10 protein-coding genes are annotated in these 12,961 nt (G+C 59.9%); 9 read left to right on the plus strand and 1 reads right to left on the minus strand.

Annotation, left to right across the window (positions count from 1 at the left end; genetic code table 11):
• The first annotated feature begins 87 nt into the window (after positions 1 to 87).
• Entirely contained in the window at positions 88 to 1,494 is a 1,407-nt protein-coding gene (gene leuC / locus H2Z84_RS09860) for a 3-isopropylmalate dehydratase large subunit (protein ID WP_181835847.1), read from the plus strand.
• 78 nt (positions 1,495 to 1,572) lie between these two features.
• Here leuC and H2Z84_RS21295 read toward each other — a convergent pair whose 3' ends face one another.
• A complete protein-coding gene (locus H2Z84_RS21295) occupies positions 1,573 to 1,695 on the minus strand; it encodes a hypothetical protein (protein WP_258869358.1) in 123 nt (40 codons plus the stop codon).
• Here H2Z84_RS21295 and leuD point away from each other — a divergent pair.
• The 8 genes from leuD (at position 1,694) to truA (ending at position 12,960) form a co-directional block, all read left to right on the plus strand.
• Positions 1,694 to 2,338 (plus strand): 3-isopropylmalate dehydratase small subunit, encoded by a 645-nt coding sequence (gene leuD, locus H2Z84_RS09865; protein ID WP_181835848.1) that lies wholly within the window; start codon positions 1,694 to 1,696, stop codon positions 2,336 to 2,338. The genes H2Z84_RS21295 and leuD overlap by 2 nt on opposite strands.
• 13 nt (positions 2,339 to 2,351) lie before the next feature.
• Positions 2,352 to 3,113, plus strand: coding sequence for a class I SAM-dependent methyltransferase (locus H2Z84_RS09870; RefSeq protein ID WP_181835849.1), 762 nt, complete (start codon positions 2,352 to 2,354; stop codon positions 3,111 to 3,113).
• 42 nt (positions 3,114 to 3,155) lie between these two features.
• Positions 3,156 to 4,220 carry a 3-isopropylmalate dehydrogenase gene (gene leuB / locus H2Z84_RS09875; protein ID WP_181835850.1) on the plus strand — a complete coding sequence of 355 codons (1,065 nt, stop codon included), beginning with the start codon at positions 3,156 to 3,158 and terminating at the stop codon, positions 4,218 to 4,220.
• 142 nt (positions 4,221 to 4,362) lie between these two features.
• Positions 4,363 to 5,469, plus strand: coding sequence for an aspartate-semialdehyde dehydrogenase (asd, locus tag H2Z84_RS09880; protein ID WP_181835851.1), 1,107 nt, complete (start codon positions 4,363 to 4,365; stop codon positions 5,467 to 5,469).
• A 136-nt stretch (positions 5,470 to 5,605) separates the two neighbouring features.
• Positions 5,606 to 6,607 carry an aspartate-semialdehyde dehydrogenase gene (locus H2Z84_RS09885; RefSeq protein ID WP_181835852.1) on the plus strand — a complete coding sequence of 334 codons (1,002 nt, stop codon included), beginning with the start codon at positions 5,606 to 5,608 and terminating at the stop codon, positions 6,605 to 6,607.
• A gap of 154 nt (positions 6,608 to 6,761) precedes the next feature.
• Positions 6,762 to 9,134 (plus strand): motility hub landmark protein FimV, encoded by a 2,373-nt coding sequence (locus H2Z84_RS09890; RefSeq protein ID WP_181835853.1) that lies wholly within the window; start codon positions 6,762 to 6,764, stop codon positions 9,132 to 9,134.
• Positions 9,135 to 9,283: 149 nt separating this feature from the next.
• Positions 9,284 to 11,947, plus strand: a complete 2,664-nt coding sequence (locus H2Z84_RS09895; protein WP_181835854.1) for a FimV/HubP-related protein — start codon at positions 9,284 to 9,286, stop codon at positions 11,945 to 11,947.
• Between the two features lie 224 nt (positions 11,948 to 12,171).
• Positions 12,172 to 12,960: a tRNA pseudouridine(38-40) synthase TruA gene (truA, locus tag H2Z84_RS09900; protein ID WP_181835855.1), complete on the plus strand. Its 789-nt coding sequence runs from the start codon at positions 12,172 to 12,174 to the stop codon at positions 12,958 to 12,960.
• Position 12,961: the final 1 nt, after the last annotated feature.

Below are 12,961 nucleotides of genomic sequence, written 5' to 3' on the forward strand. Positions count from 1 at the left end.
TAGCCGCAGAGTAGAGCGTGACAGAATGGCTGCCTTGTATCCGGCAAACCGGCGGTTTTAGCACCGCCATTTCACGAGCAGGAAGCCATGACAGCACAAACTCTTTACGACAAGCTCTGGTCCAGCCATGTAGTGCGGGAAGAGGCCGACGGTACCGTACTTCTCTATATCGATCGCCACCTGGTACACGAAGTGACCAGCCCGCAAGCTTTCGAAGGCCTGAAGCTGGCCGGCCGCGGCCTGTGGCGCGTGGACTCGGTAGTATCCACCGCTGACCACAATACCCCGACCGATCACTGGGACGAAGGCATCAAGGACCCGATCTCGCGCCAGCAGGTGGAAACCCTGGACGCCAATATCAAGTCCTTCGGCGCGTTGGCTTACTTCCCGTTCAAGGACAAGGGCCAGGGCATCGTGCACGTGATGGGGCCGGAGCAGGGCGCCACCCTGCCGGGTATGACCGTGGTCTGTGGCGACAGCCATACCTCCACCCATGGTGCTTTCGGTGCACTGGCACACGGCATTGGCACCTCGGAAGTCGAGCACGTCATGGCTACCCAGTGCCTGGTAGCCAAGAAATCCAAGAACATGCTGGTGCAGGTGAATGGTCCGTTGGCTGCTGGCATCACCGGCAAGGATGTGGCGCTGGCGATTATCGGCAAGATCGGCACTGCAGGCGGCACCGGCTATGCCATCGAATTTGGTGGCGAGGCTATCCGCAGCCTGTCGATGGAAGGCCGCATGACCTTGTGCAATATGGCCATCGAGGCCGGCGCTCGTTCCGGCATGGTCGCTGTGGATGAAAAAACCATCGACTACGTCAAGGGCCGTCCGTTTGCACCGAGTGGTGCCGACTGGGATGCCGCCGTGGCCTACTGGAACACCCTGCATTCCGACGAGGGCGCGCACTTCGACGCGGTTGTCGAGTTGGACGCCAGCGATATCAAGCCGCAAGTGACCTGGGGTACCTCGCCGGAAATGGTCACCGACATCGACGGCAGCGTGCCGGACCCGGCCGCCGAAGCCGACCCGGTCAAGAAGGGTAGTATTGAACGCGCGCTGGCTTATATGGGTCTGACCGCCAATACCCCGGTGAAAGAGATTCCGGTCGACATCGTGTTTATCGGTTCCTGTACCAACTCCCGTATCGAAGACCTGCGCGAAGCTGCTGCCGTGGCACGTGGCCGCACCAAGGCGGCCAGCGTGAAGCAGGTCCTGGTGGTACCGGGTTCTGGTCTGGTGAAAGCGCAGGCCGAGGCCGAAGGGCTGGACAAGATTTTCATCGCGGCAGGTTTCGAATGGCGCGAGCCGGGTTGCTCCATGTGTCTGGCCATGAATGCCGACCGTCTGCAACCGGGCGAGCGTTGCGCTTCTACCTCCAACCGTAATTTCGAAGGCCGTCAGGGGCAGGGGGGGCGTACCCATCTGGTCAGCCCGGCCATGGCGGCGGCGGCGGGCGTGACCGGTCATTTTGTTGACATCCGTCAGCTTTAATTCTGCGAAAGGAATTCATCCATGAAAAAAATTGCACTCAGTCTGTTGGTGACACTTCTGCTGTCTGCCTGCAATACCTTACACGGCGCGGGTGAAGACCTGAAACAAGGCGGCCAGGCTGTTGGCCATGGCATCCAGAAGGCCGGACAGGCCATCGAAAACGCTGCCCAGTAGGGCAGCCTGATGCGGAAAGAATCCCATGAAAGCATTCAACAAACTTGACGGGCTGGTGTGCCCGCTTGATCGCGCCAATGTCGATACCGACGCGATCATCCCCAAGCAGTTTCTCAAGTCGATCCAGCGCTCCGGCTTTGGCCCCAACCTGTTCGATGAATGGCGCTATCTGGACCACGGTGAGCCGGGCATGGACAACAGCGTGCGTCCGCTCAATCCGGACTTCGTACTCAACTTTCCGCGCTATGCCGGTGCGCAAGTGCTGCTGGCGCGTGAAAACTTCGGCTGTGGTTCCAGTCGCGAACACGCGCCGTGGGCGCTGGACGACCAGGGCTTCCGCGTGGTGATTGCCCCCAGCTTTGCCGACATCTTCTTCAACAACTGCTACAAGAACGGCCTGTTGCCCATCGTGCAGCCTGCTGAAGTGGTGGACCAGCTGTTCCGCGAATGCGAAGCCAGCGAAGGCTACCGCCTGACGGTGGATCTGGCAGCGCAGACCATCACCACCCCGTCCGGCCAGTCGTTTGCCTTTGATATCACCGAGCACCGCAAGCACTGCCTGCTGGGTGGTCTGGATGAAATCGGCCTCACCCTGCAACACGCCGACACCATCAAGACTTACGAGGCGGCGCGTCGCCAAAGCCAGCCCTGGTTGTTCCATCAGGCCTGAACCGGAGAATGACATGAGCCAGAGCGCACACGCAGAGCACGTCCAACAGCAGTTTGGTTCCCAGGCCGCGGCCTACCTGCACAGCCAGGTACACGCCCAGGGCGCGGAGTTTGCCCAGCTACAGCAAGCTGTGCGTGAACACGGTGCGGCGCGGGTGCTGGATCTGGGCTGCGGCGCTGGCCATGTCAGCTTTCAGATTGCCGAACACGCCGCCAGCGTGGTGGCCTATGACTTGTCGGCCAGCATGCTGCAGGTGGTGGCGGACGAGGCTGCAGCGCGTGGCCTCCGCACCCTCGCCACGCAGCAGGGCGCGGCTGAGTCGCTGCCGTTTGCTGATGGCGAATTCGACTTAGTATTCAGCCGTTACTCCGCCCATCACTGGGGTGATCTGGGTCTGGCGCTGCGCGAAGCGCGCCGGGTGCTCAAGCCTGGTGGCAAGCTGGCTTTCATCGACGTGATGTCGCCCGGTCAGCCACTGCTGGATACCTATCTGCAAGCGGTGGAAGTGTTGCGCGATACCAGCCATGTGCACAACTACGCCATGGCCGAATGGCTTGCAGCGTTAAGTGGTGCCGGCTGGCAGGTGCAGCAGGTGACACGACAAAAACTGCGGCTGGAATTTGGCGTGTGGGTGGCGCGCATGCGCACCCCGGAAACCATGCGCCAGGCTATTCGCCTGTTGCAGCAGTCTGTCGGGCAGGAAGTGCGCGATTACTACACCATCGAGTCCGACGGCAGCTTTACCGTTGACGTGATCGTGCTGTGGGCAGCGTGAAGATTTCAAAAACAAGCCATTAGAGATACCAAAGGATAAATCATGAAAATCGCCGTATTGCCGGGTGACGGCATTGGTCCGGAAATCATTGCCCAGGCACGTCGCGTGCTGGATGTGCTGCGTCAGGACGGCCTACCGATCGAACTGGAAGAGGCCCCACTGGGCGGTGCCGGCTACGATGCCTATGGCGTGCCGTATCCGGAATTCACCCAGAAGCTGTGTCGTGCAGCCGACGCCGTATTGCTGGGTGCGGTTGGCGGCCCGCAATACGACACGCTGGATCGCCCGCTGCGCCCGGAGCGCGGCCTGCTGGCCATCCGCAAGGACCTGAACCTGTTTGCTAACCTGCGTCCGGCCATCCTGTATCCGGAACTGGCTAATGCCTCCACGCTGAAGCCGGAAGTGGTGTCGGGTCTGGATATCATGATCGTGCGCGAACTGACCGGTGACATTTACTTTGGCCAGCCGCGTGGCATGGGCGTGAACGAGCAGGGCGAACGTGAAGCCTTCAACACCATGCGCTACAGCGAAAGCGAAGTACGTCGCATCGCACACGTTGCCTTCGGCATTGCCATGAAGCGCAACAAGAAGCTGTGTTCCGTGGACAAGGCCAATGTGCTGGAAACCACCGAGTTCTGGAAAGAAATCATGATCGACGTGGCGCGCGAGTACCCGCAGGTCGAGCTGAGCCACATGTATGTGGACAACGCCGCCATGCAGCTGGTGCGCAACCCCAAGCAATTCGACGTGATGGTGACCGGCAACATCTTTGGCGACATCCTGTCCGACGAAGCCTCCATGCTCACCGGTTCCATCGGCATGCTGCCGTCCGCCTCGCTGGACCAGAACAACAAGGGTCTGTACGAGCCTTCGCATGGTTCCGCCCCGGACATCGCCGGCAAGAACCTGGCCAATCCACTGGCGACCATCCTGTCCGCCGCCATGATGCTGCGCTACACCTTTGGCAAGGAAGAAGCCGCCTTGCGCGTGGAAAATGCGGTCAAGACCGTGCTGGCCCAAGGCTATCGCACCGGCGACATCTTCGAAGCAGGCTGCCAGAAAGTCAGCTGCTCCGGCATGGGTGACGCAGTAGTGGCGGCGCTGTAAAAAAAACTTCACCCGGATAGGGTTGACCCCATTGCCTCAGTCGCTATCGCGCTGCACAATGGAGTAATAAAAATACTTGGCCCGCTAACGCTTGCGTTGACGGGCCAATCGCAACTTTAGAGACAGATCCCAGGAGAAACCTGTGAAAGTAGGCTTTGTAGGCTGGCGTGGCATGGTTGGTTCCGTGCTGATGCAACGTATGCGTGAAGAGAACGATTTCGCTGTCATCAACGAACCGGTGTTCTTCACCACTTCCAATGTCGGCGGCAAAGGCCCGGACATCGGCCGTGACGTACCGGCATTGAAAGATGCCAAGAACATCGACGAACTGAAGGCCATGGACGCCATCGTCACCTGTCAGGGCGGCGACTACACCAGCGACATCTACCCGCAACTGCGCGCCGCTGGCTGGACTGGCTACTGGATTGATGCGGCTTCCACCCTGCGCATGGCCGACGATGCGGTCATCGTGCTGGACCCGGTCAACCGCAACGTGATCGACAGCGCACTGGCCAAGGGCGTGAAAGACTACATCGGCGGCAACTGTACCAACTCCATCATGCTGATGGGTATGGGCGGCCTGTTCCGTGAGGGTTTGGTGGAGTGGGTTTCCTCCATGACCTACCAGGCAGCGTCCGGCGGTGGTGCCAACCACATGCGCGAACTGATCAAGGGCATGGGCGCGGTACACGCTGCCGTGGCTGACGAACTGGCTACCCCGTCGTCCGCCATTCTGGAGATCGACCGCAAGGTGGCTGCCGCCATCCGCGAAGACGTGCCGACCGAATTCTTCGGCGCACCGCTGGCCGGTGGCCTGATCCCGTGGATCGACAAGCAGCTGGATAACGGCCAGTCCAAGGAAGAGTGGAAGGGCCAGGCCGAAGTCAACAAGATTCTGGGCAACGAAGCCATCATCCCGGTGGATGGCCTGTGCGTGCGCATCGGTGCCATGCGCTGCCACAGCCTGGCACTGACCGTGAAGCTGAAGAAAGACCTGCCGCTGGAAGAAATCGAAGCCATCATCAAGTCCGGCAACGACTGGGTGAAGTGGGTGCCGAACGATCGCGAAATCAGCGTCAAGGAACTGACCCCGGCTGCCATTACCGGCGGGCTGGAAGTCGGTGTTGGTCGCGTGCGCAAGCTGAATATGGGTGGCGAATACCTGTCCGCCTTCGTGATCGGTGATCAACTGCTGTGGGGCGCTGCCGAACCGCTGCGCCGCATGCTGCGTATCCTGATCGAGCGTTGATTCGGCTTGAAATTGTTGTAAGGCTTTAACCGGACTGTCGCCGGAATCGACTACACTGCAAAGGGCGCCTTAACGCGCCCTTTGCTTTTGGCTGAGGTACAATCAGCCTTTTCCAAGAATGTAAGGATTTATTCGGATGATGCAGCTTGCTGTGGTAGGTGCCGCTGGCCTGGTTGGCCAATCTGTTCTCGAACTACTGGCTCAGCGCCAGTTCCCGGCGGAGCGGGTGTTTGCCGTGGATGGCCCGGAGCATGAAGCGTCTACCGTCAGCTATGGCAATCTGGAGCTGGATATTCGTCAGCTGGACGAGTTCGGTTTCGAGAATGTGGCGCTGGCCATTTTTGTTGCCGGTGACAGCGTGGCGCGGGAATACGTACCGCAAGCGCGTGCCGCTGGCGTCACCGTCATCGATTTCAGTTCGGCCTTCCGCCTGGATGCCGAAGTGCCGCTGGTAGTGCCGTCGATCAATGGCGACCAGCTGCAAGATCTGGAAGCCGGTGCGCTGGTTGCCGTCCCCAATTGCACGGTCACCCCGCTGGCCATGGCGCTGCGCCCCTTGCTGCCCTTGCAGCCCAAGCGTCTGACCGTGGCGACTTACCAGTCGGTTTCCGGTAGCGGCCAAAAGGCACTGGAAGAACTGGCCGAGCAAACCACTGCCCTGTTCTCGCAGCGGGAATCGGAAAATACCGTATTTGAAAAGCGTATCGCCTTTAACGTACTGCCGCAGATCGGTGCGCTGGATGAAGACGGTATGGCCGAGGAAGAGCGTTCGATCGTGCTGGAATTGCGTCGCCTGCTGCAGCAAGCGCAATTGCCGATTGAGGCCACTGCGGTACGTGTGCCGGTTTTCTTTGGGCACGCCTGGGCGGTCAGCCTGGAAGTCGCTGCCGATATTGATCTGGTACAAGTCAAAAATCGCCTGGTGGCGGCAGGATTGCAATGCGTCACGGCCGATCAGCATGGCGGCCATATTACGCCGATGGAAGCAACCGGTAATGATGGAGTATGGATCAGCCGTTTGCGTAAAACGGGAAATACCATTCAATTCTGGTTGGCGGCAGATAATGTCCGCGTTGGAGCTGCATTGAATTGCGTGCTGGTTGCCGAGGCCATGTATAAAGCAGGTGTGTTTGAATAAATGTAAAGCCCCGGTTCTTCCGGGGTTTTGTTGTTATGTAATCTAGCTAAAAGCTTGGCTAGGGCCTAAGATGGCACTAGTTGCCAGCTCTTTGCCTGCGACGGGCAAACCGAGCGAAATAAGATCAAGATAAATAAGTGCCGGAAGGTAGACTGTGAATAATCAGGCAAAATTCAAGCTGAGCGTACTGGCCATAGCCGTGGTTTGCTCGGCAAATGTATGGGCCGGACTTGGCAGGATCAATGTACGATCCTTCCTGGGGGAAACCTTTCACGCGGACATCGAGCTGACTGGGGTGCGCTCGAACGAACTGGAAGGCGCACGTATCGGCCTGGCCAGTCCAGATACCTTCCGTGACTTGAATGTCGATTATGCCAGCACTATGTCGGCGTTGCGTTTTCAAGTGGCTCCAGCAGCGAATGGCGCCGTTATTCGCGTTAGTTCTGCGGTTCCCATCAATGATCCCTATTTGCGGTTTGTCGTAGAAGCCAAAACCAGTGCCGGCCGTTCGGTGCGCGAATATACCGTGTTGCTTGATCCGGCCAGCTATAACGCGCCGCAATCCAAATCCATCGTGCAGGATGTCCCGCGCTACGCTGATGACAACCTGTCCAGCCGCTACCAGAGCAAGCCGGGTAAGGCAGCGCGCAATGCCAGCCATGGAGTACTGCAGACCCGTGCCGGCTCTACCTTGCGTGGTATGGCAGCCAAGGCCGTGCCGCCGGGAGCCTCCCTGGAGCAGACCATGGCCGCGCTGGTGCAGGCCAACCCGCATGCCTTCAGCGATGGCAATCCCAACACGTTGAAGTCAGGCGTTACCCTGAAAGTTCCACCTGCCAGCAAGATCAAGGCACTGTCTGCTGCGCGGGTCAATGCCATCCTCCATCCAGACGGCGCGGCTGCGCCGGCTGGGGTCGATGCCAAGCCGCAAGCACACGGCCAGGGTGGGGATGTTCTCAAGGTGCTGCCGCCGGATGCACCGGCCGGGCAGTCGAATCCCAAACTTTCCGTATTGGAACAGCAGGTTTCTGCGCGAGAGCAATCGCTGAAAGATGCCGAAGCCCGCATCTCGGCCCTCGAACAGCAACTCAAGGCCATGCAGAGCGGCAAGCCACAGGCTTCCCAGCCGCAGGCCGAACTCGCTGCATCCGTAGCGGCCTCGACGCCGGCGACAGAAACGCTGCAGCCGGCCAGTATGCCGGTTGCCGAAGCTGCTCCCGCACCGAAGCCGGCCGTGGTACACAAGCCGATTGCACCACCGCCACCACCGCCCGAGCCCTCCATGCTGGATCGCCTGATTGACAACCTGCCGCTGGTTGCCGGCGGCGTGGGCGGAGTCGCTCTGCTGGGTTTGCTGGGAGCGCTGATTGCCCGCCGCCGTAAGGCTGGTGCCGCTTCCTCGCTGCAGCTGTCCACTCAGACAAATAATGCGGTGCTGGGGCGCGGTGCCGTAGGTAGTGGTCCGCATACGGTCAGTGGTGGTCATTCCTTCATGACTAATTTCACCCAGGCATCCGGTGATATCGATGCGGCCGAAGTTGATCCGGTTGCCGAGGCCGAGGTGTATATGGCCTACGGCCGTGATGCGCAGGCCGAGGAAATCCTCAAGGATGCGCTGGCCAAGGATCCATCACGGCAAGAAGTCCGCCAGAAATTGCTTGAGCTGTATGCCGCACGCCCGGATGCTGTCAATTTCGAGAAACTGGCGCGCGAGTTTCATGCCACTACCGATGGCAAGGGGCCGGCCTGGGCCAGGGTAGCTGCGATGGGGCTGGGTATTGATCCGGCCAATGCGCTGTATCAGTTGCCGGAAGATGCGGCTCCAGTGGAAAGTGCTGCCGCTGTTGATGACGGCATTATCGATCTGGATCGCGAACTGTTTGGCGATCTGCAGGCTGAGACACCAGCGCCAGCACCAATACTCGAGCCGGAGCCGGCAGCAGACCCCTTGCGTGCAGCCTTGTTCGAAGAAGATGCCCCCGCGTCCGCGCCTGCAGTGGCGGAAGCAAATATGCTGGATTTTGATCTGGATGCCGAACTGGCAGCCGCACCGCTGGCCGAGCCAGTGTCTACGCCAAGCCCGGCTGAGCCGGCAGTGGCCGATACCAATTTGCTGGATTTCGATTTCAATCTGGATGGTCTGGCTGCTGAAGTGGCTGCCGACGATCATGGGCAGCCGGAAACCGGCACGCTTGAGTTGCCGGCTTCGGCTGCCAGTACGGATGGTTTCGAATCGCTGTATGAAGACATGGTTGCCTCCACGTCGGCAGCTGCGCCGGCCACGCCTGCAGCCAGCGCCGCTCCAGTGATGGCACCAGAACCTGCACCTGCACCCGAACCAGCGCCGGTCGCCGAGGGTATGACCCTGCTGGATGATCCTTTATCCACCAAACTTGATCTTGCCAAAGTTTATCTGGACATGGGCGACCGTGACGGAGCTAGGGAAGTATTGCAGGATCTGGTTGGAGAAGCACAAGGAAGTTTGAAAGAAGAAGCCCAGGCTTTGCTTACCAAGATCAGCAATTGATGCTGAGCTGGTCGGTCAGCTCCAGTTTTGTGGTGCCAGCCGCGCTGTTTTGCAATATTGTCGGTTTTACTATTGAATGGCACACGTTTTAGCCGGGTAGTTCATTAGCAATAAAACCTGCTTAAGCAGGAATCGGGGAAGTCCGGATCATGGCTTCAAAAAATAGCATGACCTTGCTCGCCATCTTGTTGGCCGGCATGGGCTCTGCAGGATCGGCCTTGGCCGGCCTGGGGCCGATTCATGTCCTGTCTTCGGAAGGTCAGCCTTTTGAAGCGGAAATTCCTGTGGTGGACGAAGATCCGCAAGGGAATGTGCTGGTCAGCCTGGCTGATCGCAACAAATACCCTCTGGTGTCGACTTATAGCCAGTCGGCACCGGTGCTGAAGTTTTCAGCCATTCGCAAGCCGGACGGCGGTATTCAGAAGATTCTGGTCAAAGGCCCCAGCCATTTCGATGAAGCACTGTTGCGCTTTGCCGTTGAAATGAGCTGGCCCGCTGGGCGTCTGGTGCGTGAGTTCGAAGTTGATTACCAGCGGGATGGTCCGTCGCGCAAGGATAAGCAGCCTGTCCACGACGATACGGTAAAGAAAACCGCTGTTTCGCCAGACTTGATGCCGCGCCTGAGCAGCCTTGGCTTGGGCGAACTCAAGGTCAAATCCAAATTAGGCGAGCCGCTGGTGGCCGAGCTGGAATTGTTCGGCACTGCCGTCAAGCAGACGGACAATGTCCGGGTGGCGCTGGCTGCCGATAGCCTGCAAGGCGCGCCCAACGGCGAGCAGTTGCAGCTGATTGCCTCCATCTCGCACCAGATCAGCAAGTCGCCAGCCGGCAAATCGATGCTGTTACTGCGTAGTAGCCAGCCAATGACCGATCCGGTGCTGGCTTTCCGTCTGGAAGTGGGGGCTGGCAATGTCCATGCGCAGAAACATTACAATCTGCTGCTGGATCCCAATGGTTATACCGTTGAAGAGCGTGCCATCCATCCTGCCAGCGCAGGCAAGAGCGCCGCAGCTTCGGAGAAGGTGCTGCCGCTGAAGGTGTACCGTGTGCTGCATGGTGACACCTTGTCGCTGATCGCCGCCAGGGTAAAGGGGGGGGGGAGCCAGGCTGATATTGCCAAGCGCCTGTATCGCAGCAATCCGGATGCCTTCATCTCTGGTGATGTCAATCGCCTGCGCGCTGGTGCGGCTTTGAAGTACCCGGCCGACTGGCGTCTGGCGGCAGGCCATGCCCAGGCGACCGCCGAGCAGTCAGCACTTGCGCAAGAAACACCGCCACCGGCAGCAAAAGCCCCGGCCAAGCCGGATGCCGTCACCCTCAAACCCATGAACAAGCCGGTTGCCGAAACGGCCCATCCCGCCGCCAAAGTGGCGGCCTCGGCTCCTCAGGTGACTGCAGTCAAGGCCGTGGCGGCCGGTGGGGCCGATCTGGCTCAGGAAGATCGCCTGAAAACCATCCTGCAAAAGCAGGACCAAGCCCTGTTGCAGGCGCAGCAGAAAGCTTTGGAGTTGGAACAGAAGATCCGCAATCTGCAGCTTGCCAAAGCAGCAGCCAGTACGGCGGCCGGTGACACCCGCGTGGTGGCGAGTCAACCCGCGGTGGCTGCTGCAGCCAGTCAGCCGGCAGCTGCCGTTGCTGCCGTTGCCAGCCAGCCCGTAGCCGCTATTGCATCTGCTCCGGCTGCACAGCCGGCCAAACCCGCCGAACCGGTCCATTCGCCAGTTAAGGCGGCCGTGCCGTCCAAACCTGCTGTCGAGGCAGCGCCACCGTCATCGCTGGTGGATGATGTGCTGGACAGCCTACGCAACAGCGGTGCGTTGATGTATGGCGGCGGAGCTGCTGCCGTTGGCCTGGGTGCGCTATTGGTGGCGCAGCGTCTGCGGCAGCGCAAGGCTGCTGAGTCTGGCAACAAGCCTGCGAGCAAGGCGGCTGCGGATAATGCATCCATGCTGACCATGGGGCCGTTGACCACGTTGATGAGTGGCCTCAAGCGCGGTGAAGGTATTGATCTGGCCTCGGTTGACCTGATTGCCGAAGCCGAGGTTTACCTGGCTTACGGTCGCATTGACCAAGCACTGGAAATCCTGCGCGAAGGTTTAGTACGCGAACCGATGCGTCAGGATCTGCGCTACAAATTGCTGGAAGTACTGGCCATGCAGCCGGATAAGGACGGCTTCATTGCCGAAGCGACCACGGCACGGGGTATTTTCGGCAAGGACAGCACCTTGTGGATGCGGGTCTGTGAATTGGGCCGTACGCTGGCACCGGAGCATCCGCTGTTTGATGCCAAGCCAGTAGTGGCGGCATCGCCGCTGAATCTGGAAGCGGTACGCGTCAATTCGGCAGCAGCGCCAGTGGGTGCTGAAGCTGACGCTGAGCCGCAACCTCAATCTCAACCAGAGCGTATGCCGCCGCTGGATCTGGCTGCCGAGCTGGGTGCGCTTGAGCCCGAGCCGGAAGCACCGCTGGCCATGGATTTCCTCGACAAACCATCAGCCGGACCCGCTCCACTACCGCCGGCCACCGAGCCCAATCCGGCTTTGAGTGGGCTGGATGCCTTTGCTTCGCTGGGTGAGCAAGAACTGGAAAACGCGGTCAAGCAGGCACCCGAGCCCATGTTAAGCATGGATTTCCTGTCTGATCTGCCGGCTTCGGTCAAGGTCGATCCACCGGTGCCGCCAGCTGCCGCGACGTCGCAGGCCAAGTCGCAATCCGAGGCCAACGACAAGATGGAACTGGCCAAGCTTTACCTGGAAATGGGCGACAAGGAAACGGCAGAAGCCCTGATGAAGGAAGCCGGCCAAACCGTCTAGCCATGCAGGGTGGGCTGTATCAAGCGGGGAAGCGTAGGCTTCCCCGTTTTGCATTGGACTCCGCTACGGCTGATTTTTCAGTGGCAGCAGGCGCTAGCCAGCAGGCGGATCATGCAAGACAGCATGGCGTAAACCCCGCTGGATAGGGTAGAGTTGTCGTTTTAGCGTCCGTTGTTGTCGGCCAAGGCTGCGGCAGCGGATGATGTTGCAAGCAAGGTGTGGGCATGAGAATAGCGCTCGGCATCGAGTATGACGGCCGGGCCTTTTCCGGCTGGCAGACTCAGCCGCATGGCAATACCGTCCAGGACAGATTGAACCAGGCTATAAGCCAGATCGCCGGACAAGACATAACAACCCTGGCCGCAGGCCGTACCGATGCTGGCGTGCACGCCGCCATGCAGGTGGTGCATTTCGACAGCCAGATTACGCGCCCGCTCAATGCCTGGGTGCGCGGGGTCAATGCCCATCTGCCGCCCGAGGTGGCCGTAGTGTGGGCACGCGAGGTAGATGAGGGTTTTCACGCCCGCTTTTCCGCCTTTTCGCGCTCCTACAGCTATTTCCTGCTGTCGCATCCGGTCCGTCCCTGTCTGCTGGCAGGCAAGGTAGGCTGGTATCACCAGCCGCTGGATGTCGAGGCCATGCGTCAGGCTGCCGCCGTATTACTGGGCTCGCATGATTTTTCCAGCTTCCGTGCGGCGGAATGCCAGGCGAAAAGCCCGGTCAAGAACCTGCAGCAACTGGCCATCAGCGAAGAGGGTGGGCTGATCCGTTTCGATCTGCTGGCCGATGCCTTCTTGCACCACATGGTGCGCAATATCGTTGGTGCACTGGTTTATGTGGGCAAGGGTAGTCTGACAACGGCTGACCTTGAAGCTTTGCTGGCCGCAGCGGACCGCACCCGTGCGCCGCCTACCTTCATGCCGGACGGGCTGTACCTGACCGGGGTCGGTTATCCGGAACAGTACCAATTGCCATCGCAGGCCGAGCCGGCCCGCCTGGCGCTGTGGAGATGAT

The organism is Aquitalea aquatica, assembly GCF_013911085.1.
In the GTDB taxonomy this organism is placed as follows: Bacteria; Pseudomonadota; Gammaproteobacteria; order Burkholderiales; family Chromobacteriaceae; genus Aquitalea; species Aquitalea aquatica.